Source organism: Nannocystis pusilla, assembly GCF_026626665.1.
Classification (GTDB): Bacteria; Myxococcota_A; Polyangia; order Nannocystales; family Nannocystaceae; genus Nannocystis; species Nannocystis pusilla.
On sequence record NZ_JAPNKE010000002.1, the window covers coordinates 11,590,306 to 11,606,490 of the forward strand.

14 protein-coding genes and 2 pseudogenes are annotated in these 16,185 nt (G+C 73.7%); 1 reads left to right on the forward strand and 15 read right to left on the reverse strand.

Annotated features, from left to right (window positions below; genetic code table 11):
• Nucleotides 1-12 precede the first annotated feature (12 nt).
• From OV079_RS51290 to OV079_RS51300, 4 genes and pseudogenes are all read right to left on the reverse strand, one after another.
• Nucleotides 13-695 (reverse strand): annotated as a pseudogene (locus OV079_RS51290) (DEAD/DEAH box helicase); the annotation flags it as partial.
• Entirely contained in the window at nt 668-2,230 is a 1,563-nt protein-coding gene (locus OV079_RS51295) for an SNF2 helicase-associated domain-containing protein (RefSeq protein WP_267777903.1), read from the reverse strand. The gene OV079_RS51295 and the pseudogene OV079_RS51290, both read right to left, overlap by 28 nt.
• 94 nt (nt 2,231-2,324) lie before the next feature.
• Nucleotides 2,325-2,541: pseudogene (locus tag OV079_RS60125) on the reverse strand (hypothetical protein).
• Nucleotides 2,542-2,778: 237 nt separating this feature from the next.
• Complete coding sequence (locus OV079_RS51300) at nt 2,779-5,313, reverse strand: phospholipase D-like domain-containing protein (protein ID WP_267777904.1); 2,535 nt, start codon at nt 5,311-5,313, stop codon at nt 2,779-2,781.
• Nucleotides 5,314-5,588: 275 nt separating this feature from the next.
• Here OV079_RS51300 and OV079_RS51305 point away from each other — a divergent pair, with 275 nt between their 5' ends.
• Nucleotides 5,589-5,915 carry a hypothetical protein gene (locus OV079_RS51305; protein WP_267777906.1) on the forward strand — a complete coding sequence of 109 codons (327 nt, stop codon included), beginning with the start codon at nt 5,589-5,591 and terminating at the stop codon, nt 5,913-5,915.
• 458 nt (nt 5,916-6,373) lie between these two features.
• Here the strand turns inward: OV079_RS51305 and OV079_RS51310 are convergent, their stop codons facing one another.
• From OV079_RS51310 to OV079_RS51360, 11 genes are all read right to left on the reverse strand, one after another.
• The gene (locus OV079_RS51310; RefSeq protein ID WP_267777908.1) at nt 6,374-6,550 is read right to left on the reverse strand and encodes a hypothetical protein; all 177 of its coding nucleotides are present in this window, start codon (nt 6,548-6,550) and stop codon (nt 6,374-6,376) included.
• 182 nt (nt 6,551-6,732) lie between these two features.
• Entirely contained in the window at nt 6,733-7,467 is a 735-nt protein-coding gene (locus OV079_RS51315) for a hypothetical protein (RefSeq protein WP_267777910.1), read from the reverse strand.
• Nucleotides 7,464-7,874, reverse strand: a complete 411-nt coding sequence (locus OV079_RS51320) for a hypothetical protein (protein WP_267777912.1) — start codon at nt 7,872-7,874, stop codon at nt 7,464-7,466. The genes OV079_RS51315 and OV079_RS51320 overlap by 4 nt, the downstream gene beginning before the upstream one ends.
• Complete coding sequence (locus OV079_RS51325; RefSeq protein WP_267777914.1) at nt 7,862-8,341, reverse strand: hypothetical protein; 480 nt, start codon at nt 8,339-8,341, stop codon at nt 7,862-7,864. Before OV079_RS51325 ends, OV079_RS51320 begins: the two co-directional genes overlap by 13 nt.
• Complete coding sequence (locus OV079_RS51330; RefSeq protein ID WP_267777916.1) at nt 8,254-8,775, reverse strand: hypothetical protein; 522 nt, start codon at nt 8,773-8,775, stop codon at nt 8,254-8,256. Before OV079_RS51330 ends, OV079_RS51325 begins: the two co-directional genes overlap by 88 nt.
• Complete coding sequence (locus OV079_RS51335) at nt 8,751-9,536, reverse strand: hypothetical protein (protein ID WP_267777917.1); 786 nt, start codon at nt 9,534-9,536, stop codon at nt 8,751-8,753. Before OV079_RS51335 ends, OV079_RS51330 begins: the two co-directional genes overlap by 25 nt.
• Before the next feature lie 40 nt (nt 9,537-9,576).
• The gene (locus tag OV079_RS51340; protein WP_267777919.1) at nt 9,577-11,025 is read right to left on the reverse strand and encodes a hypothetical protein; all 1,449 of its coding nucleotides are present in this window, start codon (nt 11,023-11,025) and stop codon (nt 9,577-9,579) included.
• Entirely contained in the window at nt 10,962-12,527 is a 1,566-nt protein-coding gene (locus OV079_RS51345) for a hypothetical protein (RefSeq protein ID WP_267777921.1), read from the reverse strand. Before OV079_RS51345 ends, OV079_RS51340 begins: the two co-directional genes overlap by 64 nt.
• A 141-nt stretch (nt 12,528-12,668) precedes the next feature.
• A complete protein-coding gene (locus OV079_RS51350; protein ID WP_267777922.1) occupies nt 12,669-12,914 on the reverse strand; it encodes a hypothetical protein in 246 nt (81 codons plus the stop codon).
• Nucleotides 12,915-12,951: 37 nt separating this feature from the next.
• A complete protein-coding gene (locus OV079_RS51355) occupies nt 12,952-14,232 on the reverse strand; it encodes a hypothetical protein (RefSeq protein WP_267777923.1) in 1,281 nt (426 codons plus the stop codon).
• Between the two features lie 54 nt (nt 14,233-14,286).
• Nucleotides 14,287-16,101: an OmpA family protein gene (locus OV079_RS51360; RefSeq protein WP_267777924.1), complete on the reverse strand. Its 1,815-nt coding sequence runs from the start codon at nt 16,099-16,101 to the stop codon at nt 14,287-14,289.
• Nucleotides 16,102-16,185: the final 84 nt, after the last annotated feature.

Here is a 16,185-nt window from a genome sequence, read left to right on the forward strand (position 1 = left end):
CACGCCGCGGCGCTGGATCCCGTCGAGGCTCGCCACCTCGCTGGCGAGGGCGTCGACCGCCTTCGCGTAGAGCGCGGCCTGCACCCGCGTGAGGCCGCAGAAGACCTGCAGCTCCGTCTTGTCCGGCAGGTCGGTGATCACCCGTCGGTCGGTCTTCAGCCGGCGCAGGATGTAGGGGCGGACCAGGGCGCGCAGGGGCTCTGGCCGTCGCGCTCGGGCCGGGCGGCGGGCGAACGCCTTGAAGTCGGCGGCGCCGCCCAGCAGGCCGGGTTGCTGAAGTCGAACAGCGACCACAGGTCGGTCAGCGAATTCTCCACGGGCGTGCCGGTGAGGATCAGGCGATGGCGGCTGTGGAGCTGCTTGACGGCGTGGGTCTGCTTGGCCTGGGCGTTCTTGATCGCCTGGGCCTCGTCGAGGACGACGAGGCCCCACTCGCGCTCGCGCAGCCACGCCTGCCGCAGGAGCGTGGCGTAGGTGGTGAGGACGACGTCGACGGGCGCGGCGGGCGGAGCGTCGACGTCGCCGGCGCTGCGATGGGCGACGTAGACGCGCAGGTCGGGACTGAAGCGCTCGAGCTCGGCGCGCCAGTTGCCGAGCAAGGAGGCGAGCAGGACGACGAGGTGCGGGTCCGCGACCTCGTGTCTTCGCAGCAGGAGCAGCAGGGCGATCACCTGAAGCGTCTTGCCGAGGCCCATGTCGTCGGCGAGGCAACCGCCGAGGCCGAGGCGCGGAGCAGCCACAACCAGGCCACTCCTCGCGCTGATAGGGGCGAAGGGTGCCGCGCAGGGCCGGGCCGGGGTCGGTCTCGGGGCTGCCGGCGGGGCTCTGCAGCTCGGCGAGGACGCGCGCGAGCCAGGGGCCAGGGGTAGCGACGGTCCAGGCCGCCGGAGCGCTTCGTCCAGGCCGGCGAGCAGACGCATGCCCTCGACGAACGAGATCCGGCCGCGACCGGCGAGGGCCTCGATGCTGTCCCAGTGCCCCAGAGCCTCGGCGTGGCGCGCCGGGTCGAGGACGATCCAGCGGCCGCGGAGGTGATGCAGGCCGGCGGCGCGCGCACGAGCTCGCGCCATTCGTCGGGCGTGAGCTCGTCGTCGCCGAGGAAGTAGCGGAGCTCGAAGTCGAGCAGCGCGTCGAGGCCGAGCTCTGACGGCCGGGCGCCGCCGACCTCGACGCGGACCTGCGGGCGCGGGGGCTCGCGGTGCCACCAGTCAGGTACGCGGAGTCTCAGGCCGCTGTCCTCGAGGTCAGGTGCGGCGAGCAGCAGCTCGTGCGCCTGCGCGGCGGTCCAGGCGACCGGGTGGTAGACCTCGCCGCTGTCGACGAGCGCGCGGACGAACGGGCTCAGCGTCGCGGCCCGACGCAGCGGGGCGAGCAAGCGCTGGCGCGCGAGGGCGTCGGCGGCGAGCCCGGTCAGCACCGCGGCGAGGGGGACGTGCAGCACGCGGCCGTGATCGCCGCGGCCGCGCGCGACGGTGACGAGGAACGCGAACGGGTGGGCCCGGTCGTTCGCACGCTCGGCGAGGTGGAGGTACAGGCGGCCGTCCTCGGGGTCGACGCCGTGGGCGTGCGCGAAGGCCTCGCGCGGGGCGCCGGTGCGGGACAGCTCGACGCGCGCGGCGAGGACGACCTGGCGCCATGCAGCTGCCAGAAGGCGCTCGTCGACGCCGCGCAGGGTGTCAGGGGCGACCGCCAGCAGGCTCGCAAGCGCGCCAGGGGAGGCTCCAGGGTCCCAGGCTCGTGCGGCGGCGCGCCGACAAGCTCCGCACCGCGGCGCGGGCGACTTCGCGGCCGAACGCGAGGTCCGCAGGGAGCGGCCCGTCGGTGGCCGCGAGCTCCAGGAGCTGCGTGCCGAGCTGCGGCACGCCGCGCTGCGCCGCCGAACCGAGCCTGGCGCCGTCAGGCTGGCCGGCGGCCAGGGCCAGCAGTTCTCCGTGCCGGGTGAGCATGAGCTTCGTGGGAGGAGCGGGTCGCGGCTGGGTGGACACGAGGCTGATGCGCGAATTAGCACATGCATCGCCGAGACGGCCAGCGCTCCAGGGAGCGCGACAGGCGCGGTGCGTGTGGGGCGCGCGCGCCCTGCGTCGAGGTCGAGGTCGGGGACGAGGCGCCGGAACGCCGCGTATTCGACCGCGTCGACGCTGACCCGGGGCTGATCGATGCCGGCGTCGATCAGCGCTTCGAGCCGCGACCGTGTCGTCAGCACGCCGTTGGGGATCACGCACGGCGCCACGCCGTGGAGCTCGGCCGGCGTCGAAGCCCGCCTCGGGAACCTGCCGGAGCGCGTCCTTCGAAGCTGCGCGGCGGCGGGGCCAGGCTCGTCGCATTCAGACGGTCGATCGTGCGCTGCGCCGCTTGCCGAGGTACGGCAGGGCGAACAGGTAGAGGCCGCTGAGCATGAGCAGGATGAGGGGGAGCAGCGCCAGGAAGCCGACCCAATGGCGGGCTGCTCCTGACCCATGGCGGCGATGTTGATGAGGACGGCCATGGTGAAGGCGATGGACAGCCAGCGGTGGGTCTGTCGGATCAGTTGTTGCGGTTCATGGGCACCTCTCTTCGGATCTCGGTGTACCGCTGGCCTCCTGTCGGTGCTTCTTCAAAACTGATTCGCAGGAAAATAGGCCGTGGACGGGCCGCAGGCGGGCCGTGGAGCGGTCGAGGTCGGTGCCCCGACTGTCTCTTCGTCCTGTTCTTTCGGACAGGTCATAAGGGGAGACGAGCGAAGCCCGCCCGGCTCACGGTTGGTGCGTGAGCCGGGCGGGCCGTCGTCGTTGCGGGGCGTCAGCCCTCGACGATCGCGTGCTCGACGTCGGTGAAGGCGAGGAACGAGACCAGGAGGGCCGCGACGAAGTTGAAGTCGAGCCCGGACCGGGTGCCGTCGGCGTTCCAGGCGTCGAGCTCGGCGTTCGTCGGCGTCTCCTTCGGGTTCACGATCGAGGTGACCGACAGGCGGTTGCTGCCGCGGGCGTCGAGCTCGCGGATCGCCCGCACCAGCTCGGCGGGGTCGTCGGGCACGCGGGTGGTCGGGATCCCCAGGCGGTCGGCGAGCAGCTGGATCCGGAACGCGCGGACGTCTTGCGGACGGCCGTCGATCACCCGCTCGTCGAACACCGCGGCGGCCAGCGACGAGTCCCAGGTCAGGCCGCGGCGCCAGAGGTGGGTCGTCCCGGTCAGCGCGAAGGCGTCGTCGACCACCACCGAGGTGCTGGCGAATCGCACCGCCCGGCCGGCGCCGGCGCCCGGAGAGAACAGGGCGACGCGGTCGGGCGCGACGGCCCGCAAGGCGTCGACGGCCTTGAGCAAGCTGAAGTCGCGGACCTCTTGCAGGCGCTTGGGCGTGCCGGGGCCGAGCTGCGTCGGGACGCACAGGATCACCCGCAGGCCGGGGCGTGCCGTCATGCGATCGATCAGCTGGCCCCACCAAGCATCGGGCACGTCCTCGGCGTCGGTCTCGAGGTCGTCGACCGCGGGGGTCTCGAGGTAGACGAAGTCCTGGGCGCGCCGGATCGCCGCCAGCAGGGCGAGGAGCGTGTCGCGGGCGCCGTGCGCCGCGGTGAAGAGCCGGCGGTCGAGCGCGCGGGTGATCGAGTCGATCTCGTCGCCGATCGCGTTGCGCAGGGCCGTGCCCGCCCCGCCGGCGATCGTGATGTTGGCGTCGAGCCAGGCCTCGAGCGCGAGCTCGTTCTGGCTGAGGGGGAAGATGTTGGCGTCGTTGACCGCCGCGAGGCCGACGCCCGGCGCGCCTTCCATGCCCAGCGCCGAGGTGCGGAGGACCGCGACCACCGGCCCGGCGTCCTCGCCGTCGGCGATCGTCGGCAACGGCGTGGCGGCCTCGGCCGCGACCGCGAGCTCGCTCTGGATCGCCGCCGAGCGGACCGGCTCGGTGAGCGCCTGCACCTCGGGGAACGACAGCCCCGCGGTCCGCTCGCGCACGTACTCCGCGACCGCGACCGCCGGCGCGCCGGTGAGGCTGACGCCGGTGCCGTGGATCTCGATCGCCGCCGGCACGCCGGGGTGGCCGAGGAAGAAGTCGCGGGCGGGCTCCAACGCCCACGGGACCGCCGGCGCGGCGCCGATGACGGCGGTGGCCGCGTCGTCGCCGGTGGTGGCCGCCGCGACCTCGAGCCGGTCGAGCAGGGTGTACGGGATCGAGGACGCGGTGGCCGAGGCGAGCAGGTCGCGGTCGAGGTAGTGCAGGCGGTTGCCGACGATCGTGTCGAGGCGGCCGCGCGGATCGCCGCCGCCGCCCGGCGGGGTGCGGGGCAAGGGGCGACCGGTGACGCTCGCGCGATCGGGGGTCGAGCCGTACGCGGGCGACGTCAGCGAGACGATGTCGGTCGCCTGCAGTTGATTGCGCAGGGTGTTGTCGTCCCACGCCGCGGCCGGGATCGCGGTGCGGTCGACGATCGCCGGGGTGCCCGACAGCAGCACCACGTGGCCGCCGGGGGGCACCGCGCCGCTCGGCAGGGCGCCGGTGCCGGTGGCCCCGGTCTCGCACACCACCCAGTCGCCGGCGATCGTGGTCGCCGCGGCGCCGCCGACCGGCGCGGGGCGGGTGAAGCGGCGGTCGGCGTAGCGGCGCTGGGCCGCGACGGCACCGGTGGCGTCGGGCAGCGGGACCAGGGTGTCCATGCCGAGCAGGCCGCTGGCGCCGAGGGTGCCGTTGAGCAGCACCATGGTGAGGTGGGCGACGCCGGCCGCGTTGACGCGCCCGGCGCCGCCGCTGGTGCGGAAGTGCAGGGCGATGTCGAGGTCGAAGCCGAGCGGCCAGGCCCGCATCCACGCGCCCACGCAGTCCGGGCCGAGGTTGAACTCGACGAGGACGGTCTGGTGATCCTCGGCCAGCGCGCCGCCGCCGGTGAGGGCGCGGACGCGGTACTGGCCGACAGCCGGGGCCGCGGTGCCGCTGTCGGCGAGGGTCGACGGCAGCGGGCCGGCGCCCGGGGTCGGGGCCGCGGCGCTCGGGGTCCCGCCCCACGCGAAGTCGCCGAGGCCGAGCACCAGGCGGGTGGGGTCGTCGGCGTTGGGCAGCGCGAGCAGGGCGTCGGCGGCGGCCCGCCCGTGGGTCAAGAGGACGCCGCCTGTGGTGCTGGTGCGGTTGACGTGGATCCGCGTGCTCGGGCGGTTCTGGGCCGATCGCCGGCGCTCGAGGAGGTCGCCCGCGGCCCGGCTGTCGCGCCGCTCCAGGCCGACCAGGTGGCGCTCCTCGTCGACCACCGCGACGCGCACGAAGTCTCGCGTCAGGCCGGCGTGCACCGGTCCGCCGGGCCACAGGGTCGCCTCGGCGCCGTAGTTGCCGGTCGGCAGCACGGCCATGCGCGGCCGCGGGGCGTCGTCGACCTGCGGGTTGTCGAGCGTCGGCGGAGCGCCGGGCGGTGGGAGGGGCGAAGGTCAGGGCGATGGCGTCGTCGTCGGCGACCTGCACGAGCGTGTCGGCCGTCGCCGCGCCGTCGACCTGCAGGCGGTCGCCGCCGCCGATGAACGGCGCCGCGAGCGGGCCCTCGTGCGCGTCGACCAGGTGCGCGGTCCGCTGGGCGGCGAACTGCACGACCACCGGCTGACCGCCCTGCTGCGGGTAGTCGGCGGCGTCGATGTCCGGCGCGAGCAACTGGATGTCTTCGTCGTCGGTCGCCGGGTCGTCGCCGACGGCGGTCGACAGCAGCCACGACCACCAGCACGCGACCGCGCCGGGATCGATGGCGCGGCCGCGGCGATCGAAGGCCCACAGGTCGACCTCGCCGACGAGGTCCTGCAGCAGGACGTCGCGGTCGGCCACCTCGCCGCCGGGCCGGCGCAACCACGTCATCGGCAGCGCGGCGTTGACGAGGTTGCCGCCGTCGATGGCGAGGCCGATCGCGGCCATCTTCTCCTCGGGGGTGTCGCCGGGGATGCCGGCCTCGCCGCCGAAGAACGGGTAGATGCCGGCCGGCGTCAGCGGGGTCCCGGCCGGCAGGACGAGCGCCAGGCTGCGGACCTGCGGTCGCGTCGGCGCGCTCGCCTCGGTCGGCGGGTCGTCGACCGGATCCGAGGTCGCGGCGGGGATGAGGCCGACGAGCGCGTGCAGCCGGGCCTCGACCTCGGGCAGCAGGCGGAACAGGGCGACGATCCGGCCGGCCGGGAAGGGCCAGGCGCCGCTGCTGTCCTGCAGCGCGTCGAGGGCCGGCAGGGGGGCGCCGCTGGTCACGAACAGGCTCAGGGTGCCGGTCGCCGGCGCGAACCAGTCGGTGGCGGCGGCGAATTCGACGGTGAGCCGGAGCAGGTCGGCGGGGTCGGGGACGTCGAGGTTGACCGCGGCGTCGGAGAACCACGGTCGAGGACCGGAGCCATGATGCCGAGGTCGTCGATCGGAGGATTCAGCGTGATGGCCATCGGGACCTCAGATCTGGTTGGAGGGCGTCGCGTCGCTGCGCCGGCCGGCGGGGTCGATGATCGAGACGGTCACGTAGGTGCCCGCGGGCGCCTCTCCGGGGTCGGCGCCGACCCAGGTGTCGGCGGCGCCGCGGGTGAAGGTGACCTCGCGCCGCGCGGGCGCTGGCCGGGTTCGATGCGCCACAACTCGAAGCGGTGCATGCCCATCGGCGAGCCGTACAGGCCGTCGGCGTTCGGGTGGCTGACGGTGATCTGCAGCGCCCGGGACGTTCGTCACGGCGACGCCGGTCGCGGCCGCGGGCGGGTCCGGCGGGATCACCGAGACCGTCGCGGGCGGGCTCGCCTCGCTCCACTCGCCCGGGAGGATCACGCCGACCGTCGGCGCGCCCGGCGGGTCGTCGCTGCACCTCGACCGCGAACTTGTACACGCGCCACGGCGAGCAGGGCGGCGGCGAGGATGTCGAAGCTCGTGCCCTCGCCGTCGACCTCCGCGCCGCTGACCGGGCCCTCGTCGACGAGCGGCATCCGCAGCGCGTCGCGGGTCGGCGTGCTGGTCCGGCGCAGGCGCCAGGCCTTCGGCGCGGCCTTGCTGCGCGGGACCTTGACCCGCAGCTTGACGCCGTCGGTGGTCGGGTCGAGGCCGGCGTTGACCAGCGAGACCTGCGGCCGCGTCGGCGGGCCGAGGTTCGGCACCGCGAACGGCACCAGGTCGGCCTCGGACATCTCCGACAGCGCGCCCGAGGGCCCTCGCCGAGGACGCGGTAGATCGTCAGCACCTCGAGCGAGCCCGACACGCGGTGGACGAAGCGGGTCGTGGTCGCGGTGGCGACGATCGGCTGCTTCGTCCAGGCCCTCGAAGTGGTTCCAGCCGAACAGCGCCTTGTGGTCCTTGAACTTCTCGGCCCGCGGGGCGCCGGGCTCGGCGGCGAGGATCTCGGCGCGCGCGGCGTGGTGGCCGTCCTGCTCGAGCGCCTCGAGCAGCAGGGTCTCGTTGCTGACGAACACGCGGTAGCGGGTGCCGATGGTCGAGCCGAAGTCGAGGTCGACGCGCGCGTGGCCCTCGACGTCGGGGCGGGCGGTCCACCGCAGCTCGGTGATCACGGGCGGCGGGGCGGCGGGCGCGGGTCGACGATGGTGCGCTGCGCCGGCAAGGCGTCGGGCGAGACGAGGCCGAGCTCGTCGATCCAGCGGGCCGTGTAGGTGACCTTCTTCGAGCCGCAGCGCGGCAGGTCCGGGCCGTCGCGGACGATGACCAGCATGTCGGGCACCGGCGGCAGCGATTCGATCGTCGCGGGCGCGGGGCTGGCGAGCAGGTAGCTGGCCACCGTGGTCGGGCTGCCCTCGAAGGTCTCGACCAGGTCGAGGCGCGCGAGGCGGGCGCCGCCGGGCGGCAGCTCCGAGGTGCGGGGGATCGGGATCCGCACCGTGATCGTGCAGTGCAGCAGGCCGTCCTGCACCGGCGATCCGACGGTCGGCGGCTGCGGATAGATCTCGATCACCGGCCGCATCGGCGGGGTGCGGAGCTTGGCCGGGGCCAACAACGTGCGCCACGGCGACCAGCGGCCGAACCAGTCGCCCTCGGCGAGGCGGTAGAACACGGCGCCCTCGGGCGGTCGCGCTCCTCGAAGCGGCCCTCGCCGGGCGCGCCTTGATCGATCGGCCGCGACACCACCAGCGGCAGCGGCAGCCCGGGCAGGAGCGGCTCGCCGATCGTGATCCGGCCGTACTTCGGGTAGGCGTGCAGGGTGCGGTCGCCGCGGACGTCGGTCGCCGCGAGCGCGGCCACGGCGTGCGGGCGGAACTGACTGGCGAGCAGGCGCAGCGCGCGACGGACGTCGGGCGGCGGCGGCTCGGCGAGCCAGCCGCGGTCCTCGGCGCTGTCGAAGGTCATCGCCGGCGGCAGCTCCGGCGGCGTGCCGACGAACGCGACCGCGGTCGCGTGCAGGTCGACGAACTGGCCCTTCTCGGTCGGCACGAGGCCGAACTCCTTGAGCTCGGGGCTCGCCTCGACCGCCTTGCTGTCGGCGCGCACGGCCGCGGCGAAGGACTGCTGCTGGGCCGCGTTCCACTGCTTCGCGCGCCAGCGCCACCCCGCACGCGGTAGAACACCAGCGAGCCGACGCCCGCGGGCGGCTTGAGGTCGACGTCGCCGAAGCCGAGCCGGTGGCCGACGTCGGGGTCGACCCCGCCGGCGAGGATGAATGGTTCGACCGGCACGCGGATGTCGCCGTCCTTGCCGTCGACGTCCTGCTGGTCGGTGACCTGCCAGGTCTCGACGCTGGTGTCGCTGAGCACGAGGTCGAGCCAGCGATCGATCTCGCCGCTGACCTGGTCGACCCGCGCCATCGCGTCGTCGGAGATCGCCGAGGGCGCGGTGCCGGGGGTCATCGCGGTGTGGGCGACGTACATCGGCTGGCGGGTCGCGCCGCCGCGGTGCACTGGTCCTTGGCCTCCGACTCGGCGTTGCTGGTCGGCTGGTAGCGCGCCTTCGGCTTGACCGGCAGGCTCCACACCTGCCACAGCTGCTCGGACAGCTGGGCCTTCTTCAGCGCGGCGCTGTCGAGCCAGCGGATGCCCTTGACGGTGCCCTTGCCGACCACGCGCACCTGCTGGATCGTCCACGCGGCGAGGGCGTAGCGCTCGGTCGAGCGCGACAGGATCGGCGCGACGCCGACGCCGGTGCTGGTCAGCGCCTCGAAGCGCAGCACGCCGGCGGGGCTCTGCTGCTCGCCGAGGATCGGGCCGAGCGTGTCGACGAACTTCTTGAGGTCCTCTTCGCTCTTGAAGCCGTCCTTGGCCAGCTCGCCGATGTCCTTGTACGGCGGCTCCTTGAGCGGGTCGAGCTTGTCGGCCGGCTCGGCGAGCAGCTCGGCCCAGAACACCTCGGGCGCCGGGAAGTAGCCGTACACCGGGTTGTCCGGGGTGACCTCGAACGGCACCGTCCGCGGCGCGCCGTGGCTGTCGATCCACGTCACGCCGCCGTCGTGGACGATGTCCTTGTACTTGGCGAGGTCGAGGACCGCGCGGTACACGACCAGCGGCGCCGCGGGCAGGCCGAGGCGCGCCGACGGCAGGGCACGGACGTGGATCCCGGTCGGCAGGTGCGTATCGCCGACGCCGTCGATCGCTTCGGCATGGAACGCCCACACGGGGGCCTGGGTGCTGCTCATCGTGACTCCTCCGCGGTGGTGGGAAGCGTGGTCCTCGGCATCACTCGCCCTCCTCCAGCACGAACAACGGGCGGTCGCAAAGCGGCGCGGAGCCGGTGGCGCCCGGGCTGCCGTTCTCCCTGAACTTGACCTCGAGGTCGTAGATCCGGCCGCCCTGCATGAGGATCGGCGCGCTGGGCACGAAGATGGAGCGCGTGCCGGCGGCGTTGCGCACCCGCTCGCTCAGCGGCGCCAGCGGGGCCCGCAGGGTGACGAGGTGCGGCGTCGGGAACGGCACCATGCTGTCGAAGGAGCGGTAGAGCTGCAGGCTCATCACCTCGAGCCGCGGGGGCGGGAGCGGCTCGTTCAAGGCCCCGGTGCGCAGCCCGGCGCGCCACACCGGTTCGTCCGCCTCGACCAGCACGCCGACGACGCGCCACGGCTGGCCCGGGGCGGTCGGCTCTTGCCACAGCACCGTGGTGCGCGGGGCGGGCGGCAGCGGCCACGGGTCGAGGCCGAGGGTCGTCAACGCCGCGTCGAGCTCGGTGTCGCCGATCGCCAGCGGGCCGGCGGCGAGCGACGCGATGACGAGGGCGTCGGTCGGCGGCGACAGCCCGACCGGGGTGGCGAAGCCGAGGGCGCGCAGCATCTCCGTGGGGTTGCGGTAGCGCGAGGTCCGGAAGTGACTGCGGGCGATCGGGACCTCGGGGAAGGCGTCGACGATCTTCGGCGCCGCGTTGAGAAGCAGGTCGTACTCGGTGCGCGGCTCGAGGTCGGCGGTGACCGACACCGCGGACGAGCCGACCGCCGGCGTGCCGCCGATGCACGGCGCCGCGGCGACCGCCTCCATGAGCTGCTGGTCGGCCAGGAACCAGGCGCTGGTGTCGACCTTCCACGCGACCGAGGTCGTCACGTCGAGCACGTGCAGGCCGCCCGCGTGGTGGACGGCGTCGGGCTCGATCGAGCCGGCCGCCGGCCGCGTGTGAAGGACCTTGACCTGCAAGGTGCGGTCGTACTTGTCGACCAGCGACTCGAGGTGGTCGACCATGAACCAGAAGCCGGCGTGGTCGTCGAGGAAGTGCGGCGGGTCCTCGTGCGACGGCGCCGCGCGGGTGAGGTAGCGGGCCACGCCGCGCGGGTCGAAGGTCCGCTCGTCGAAGCCCGGGCCGCCCTGGGCCGGGTCCTCGAGGCTCGAGTTCTCGACCGGGGGCGGCGCGGCGGCCAGGCCGAACGCCGCGGTGTGGAAGCGGAAGCGCTCGGGCATGCCGGGCGGATCGAGCCAGGTGCCGGTGCTCGTCGGCGACGGCTCCTGGCCGGGGCTGGACGGGCGGAAGCCCTGGTACTGCCAGGCGACGCGGATCTCGTAGGTCGAGGCGTCGTCGAGGTAGGTCGTGTGCGTCGGCTTGTTGTCGGTCGCCGCGAGGACCCACTGCTGCATCAGGTCGATCAGCGAGGCGCGGTAGTCGACCTCGGCCTGCTGGGCCGCCCTCGCCTCGAGGTCACGCCGCACAGGGCCACGAGGGCGACGTCGCCGCGGTTCCACGGCGCCACCTCGACGCGGGTCCAGCCGTCGCTCTCGGGCAGCTTGTACCGCAGCTTCGGGCACTCGCCCTCGCCCTTGAGGATCTCGGGCTCGAGCGCGGTCTGCTTGTCGTGGATGTCGACGGCGATCACCTGCGGCCAGTCGGACGGCTTGAACGTGACGAGGTCGAGGATCGGCCGCTTGCGGCCCAGCACCTCGTACACCACCGGCTGCTTCTCGCCGGTGAGCCGCATCTTGACGATGCCGGGGGCCTCGATCCGCAGCCACTGACGGCCGGCGCCGACGGTCGTGGCCGTGCCGAGCACGCCGTTGTTGGCGTCGTAGGCGGTGAGCGTCGCGGTGCTGCCGTTCGGGTCGACGTCGACCGCGACCGCGTCGATCGTGCCCGGGTACTGGCCCTCGAGCACGTTCTTGAGCAGGCGCAGCGCCCATTGATCGCCGACGAGGAACGGCTGCAGCGAGCTGCCGGAGTACTTCGTCTTCGACTTGCCGGTGAAGCCGTCGATCATGCCGTCGCCGCTCGGCATCGCGTCGCAGATGCCAGTGGTGACGACCGCGGCGTCCTTGTCGGTGCAGACCTCGAGCACCAGCTCGCCGCCGAGCAGCGGCTTCGACAGCGGCAGCACGATCGGCGCGGTGCCGACGATCTTGCCCACGGCGCGCCACGACGGGAACCGCCAGCCCTCGGCGAGCACGGTGCCGTGCAGGTCGATCGCGCCGTGCAGCGGGGCGACGGCGCCGGGGATCCAGGTCCAGCCGGCGTCGGCGCCGAGAGCCGCGAGCATGCCGGCGTCGAGGCCGTCGAGGAACCTGGCGAACACCTTGAAGCGGCTGGGGAACGCCGCGCCCGCCGGCGGCTCGGCCCGGAACTGGCCGAGCACGCCGTAGGCGTACTCGCGGGCGCGGCCGTAGGCGCACGACGGGTCGGCCGGCGCGACCTCGTCGCACACGTGCTCGATGGTGTTGCCGGGGTTGCCGGGGACCTCCTGCGAGCCCTCGCCGAGCCAGCGCGACCAGGCGCGCGGGTCCCAGCTGAACAGGCCGAGCTCGCGGCCCTCCTCGGTGCTCGGACCGGTGGTGTCGCCGCCCTCGATGATCGCCGCGCGCCACGACGGCAGCCACCACGCCGCGTCGAACGGCCCGGGCACGAGGGTCCAGTGCGCCGCGTTGTTCGGGTCGGCGCCGGTCAGCTTCCACAGGGTGACGGTCTTGAGGCGGAAGGCGTACTTGAGCTCGGTCGAGCCGCTCCACGGCGACAGCGCGGCCGGGGCGGTCAGCCGGCGCTGGAAATCGGCGGCGCCGCCGAGGCCGTCCTCGGCGAAGTGGGCGAAGCGCAGCACGGCGATGGTGTCGGGCCACACCGTCGGCACCGCGCCGGCGCCGCCCCGCGCGGCGGTGCCCTTGACCACGGCGAGGTGGTCGCACAGGTCCATGCCGGCGATCGGCGACTCGGGCACCGGGATGTTCACCGGCGGGTCGTCGCCGATCCGGATGTCGACGCAGCCGGAGATCTCGAAGAAGCAGGTCGACGTGGCCGCAGAAGTGGCCCTCGAAGTAGCTGTAGCCGGGCGACACGTGGAAGTGCACGAGGCCGTCGACGCCGACCGAGATCAGCACGAGGTCGAGCTCGCCCTTGATGCCGGCCGCGCCGGCGAACAGCAACGGCTTGGTGCCGAGGCCGACCAGCAGGAAGGCGCTGATCTCGAGCTTGAACGGGCCGCGGACCACTTGAGGTCGAAGCCGGCGCCCATGCCGATCGAGAAGCCGTCGAAGTCGAGCGGGTCGGCGAGGTCGAGCGGGACCAGCGTGCCGCCGAGGCCGTGCAACTGGCGCTCCTCGATCATGACGAACGCCACGCGCGCACGTCGAGGATCTCCGGCAAGAGGACGATCGTCACCAGGTTGCCCGGGCGGGTCGCGTGGTTGTCGGAGCCGATCCGGATGTACCAGGCGTCGCCGCCGGCGAGCAGGAAGTAGGCGAGATCGGGATCTCGAGCTTGAGGACCTTCGGGATCTCGTACGAGCCGCGCACGCCGATCATGATCGAGTCGGGCTCGATCAGGACCATGCCGAGGATCCGCAGGCCGCCGCTCGAGGTCGTGCCCGACTCGGTGGCCGCGCTCTTGCGCTGGGTGACGAGCTTGGCGTCGATGCCGAAGATCACCGAGACGTCGGGGAAGCCGATCGTCAGCGAGCCCTCGGCGTTGAAGGTGAACCCGCTGTCGGGCAGGGTGCCGACCACGGCGCCGACGCCGAAGGCGTACTGGCCGAACTTGCGCTTATACTTCAGCTCGGGCGAGCGGGTGTACCAGTCGAGCTGGCGCTGCACCGGCTCGGCGGCGGTCAGGCCGTCGAGGTTGCGGGTGCCGTTGGCGACGAACCGGCCGACGAAGCCGAAGATGCCGAAGCCGGTGGCGCCGAGCAGGATGCCGACCGGGAGCTGCACGCCGACCTCGACCGCGACGAAGTCCTGGTCGACGGCCAGCGAGCCGTAGGCGCTGAGCTTGGCCGGGATGACCTCGAGCGACAGGAGGGCGCGGAACGAGCCGCCGTCGCCGATGGTGACCGAGCCCTTGCCCTTGATCGCGCCGGGGACGTCGACCGAGGCGGTGAGCCCGCGGAACTCGACCGAGAACGGGGCGCTGTCGTCGGGCAGCTTGACGCGGATGGTCGCGCCCTCGAGCCGCACGACCCCGAGGTCGAGCGCGAACTCGAGGTCGAACTCCATCCACTGCGAGCCGTGACCCATGCGCGACGCGGCGATCCGGATCAGGTTGCCGAGCGGTCCGCCGAGCTCCCAGGTGCCCGGATTGACGACCTCGACGCTCATGCTGTCGTAGGTCAGCGCGAGGCCCTCGGGCCGCCGCCGGGCGCGCCGTCGAAGCGCAGGCCGACGCCCTTGTAACGCATGCGCAGGTGGCCCTCGACGGAGCCGATGCCGTTGATGCTGACGTTGACGCGCAGCTCGATGGTGTAGTCGAGGGTCGCGGCGACGTGCGGGGCGCCGTTCCACTTGTGCGAGATCGAGCTTGTCGATGTCGACGCTGCTCGGCAGGGTGCCGGTGTTGAGCAGCTCGCCGATCGTGGCGCCGGCGGCGATCATCGCCGCGGCGGCGACGAACTGACCGACCTGGTCGGGGATGACCTCGGCCGGGTCGACGATCGCGGTGAGCACCGGCCCGAACGCGAGGGCCCGGCGAGCGCGTCGCTCTGCCAGGTGAGGGTGCCGTCAGGCAGGCTGAGGGCGCCGCTGGCCTCGGTCTGGCCGCTGCGCTCGTCGTAGACCCAGCGCAGCAGGATCTCCCAGTAATCGGGCCCGGTCGGCGGCGGCAGCGGCACCCCGCTCGACGGCAGCTCGACCGCCGCGGCCTTCCAGGCGACCAGCGCCTCGGCCTCGGTCGGGATGGCGTCGGCGAGGCTGACCACCGTCGGGCTGTCCCACTTCACGCGCAGGCGCACGCGGTAGTCGGTGGGCGGCGGCTGGGTGGTGGTCGTCTGGAGACCGGGGTCCGGCGCGCCGTCGGGGCCGGGCACGAGCAGCCGGGTCGGCGCCCGGGCCCGGAATCACCGGTCCGGGGGCGGCGGCGCGGTGGTGTCGACCGCGTAGATCTCGGCGCAGCGGTATGGCGGGCGGTTGGGGTCGTTGATCGCGGCGTTGCGAGCGGTGGTGCTGTCCGGGCTCCACTTGCGGTTCCACCGGCGTCGCGCCGGCGGCGAAGGCCGGCGACTGCGGCCACGGCAGCGCGAGTCGGCGAGCCCCGACGAGCCGCGCGGGCGGGCTGCCCTCAGGCGGCGAGGCGAAGCCGGCCGACTCGATCGCCACGGTGATGTCGGTCGCCGAGACGCCGGCGGCGACGAGGGCGTTGCGGGCCGCGTTGGCGCGCTGGGTGGCCAGGGTGTTGTTGTAGGTGTCGTTCTCGCTCTTGGTGCCGGCCAGCTTGAGGTCATCGGTGCGGCCGAGGACGTAGAACTTGCGGCCGTGCGGGGTCCCGAGCGCGGCGATCCACGAGGTCAGCTGCTGCTGGACGTTGCTGCCCTGCAGGCGCGCGCGGCCGGTGAACTCGAGCGCGAGCGGGCGCGCGTCGGGCTCGTGCAGGCCTTCGCCGGCGGTCGAGGTGCCGGCGTAGGGGTAGAGCACGCGGATCGGGACGGTCTGATCCCATTCGTACTGGACCTGCACGACCCGCGGGGTCTCGTTCGCGACCTGCGGCTGCGGCGGCGGATCGTTGGCGCCGGTCGGCACCGGGACCTCGACCTCGGCGTCCGCGCCCTGCGGGACGGTGACGTCGGTGCCGGCGAGGGTGGCCAGGTTCGGCGCGGCGGGCCAGTCGGCGTCCGCGTGGAACGGGCTGGCGAGGAAGGTGTCGACGACCGCGGTCGGCGTGGCGGGGCCGGTGCCGACCACGGTGACCTGCGCCGGCGAGTTGTTGTCGGTCGTACTCTGGTGCCCGACCGCGAGCGGTCCGGTCGGGACGACGTCGATCCGCACCCGCCGGGTGCCGTCGTCGTTGGTGGCGACGAGGTCGGTGGTCGGCCGCCCCTCGGCCAGGAGCGGCAGGGCGAACGACGAGACCCGCTGCGGGTCATCGGCGCCGCCGGTGCCGAGGCGCCAGTCCGCGGTGCCGCTGCGCAGCTGCAGGGTGACGGTCGCCAGCAGCGCCCGCGGGCCGCGGAGGTGCAGGACGTTGCGGAGGTGTCGGCGCCGATCGTCGCGTCGATCACCGGGCCGATGCCGGTCGGGCCGCCCGCCTGCAGCGGGAAGGTCACATAGACGTCGACGAGCTCGGTCTGGCCGGCCGGCACGGTGCTCGGCGGGGTCGCGGTGTTGACCGCGGTGCTGGGATCGCCGACCCGCAGGCGGTATTGCAATTGCTCGTTGGTCGGCGCATCGAACCACGGCGTGGTCGGCTCGTTGCCCTCGTCGCCGTTCGGGAGCTTCCACACACGCCGACCACCGCAGGTCGGTGTGCCCGAGGATCAGCTCGCCGGCGCCGACGTCGAACACGGCGCGGACGCCGCCCGGCCCCGCCGGGGCCGAGGTCATCGCGTACTCCCGCCGGGTCTCCAGCGGCGGGATCGTGGTCTCGGGGACGTCGACCTCGGCGCCGCCCGCCTGCTCCTCCTGGAT

Bases quoted from the DNA above. Each gene is read 5' to 3' on its own strand.
- OV079_RS51300 (WP_267777904.1), bottom strand. From the start codon at position 5,313: ATGGCCGTGCTGCCGACCGGCAACTACGGCGCCGAGGCGACCCTGTGG.
- OV079_RS51305 (WP_267777906.1), top strand. From the start codon at position 5,589: ATGTCCGGCGCGAGCAACTGGATGTCTTCGTCGTCGGTCGCCGGGTCG.
- OV079_RS51320 (WP_267777912.1), bottom strand. From the start codon at position 7,874: ATGCGGCCGGTGATCGAGATCTATCCGCAGCCGCCGACCGTCGGATCG.
- OV079_RS51330 (WP_267777916.1), bottom strand. From the start codon at position 8,775: ATGTACGTCGCCCACACCGCGATGACCCCCGGCACCGCGCCCTCGGCG.
- OV079_RS51335 (WP_267777917.1), bottom strand. From the start codon at position 9,536: ATGAGCAGCACCCAGGCCCCCGTGTGGGCGTTCCATGCCGAAGCGATC.
- OV079_RS51360 (WP_267777924.1), bottom strand. From the start codon at position 16,101: ATGACCTCGGCCCCGGCGGGGCCGGGCGGCGTCCGCGCCGTGTTCGAC.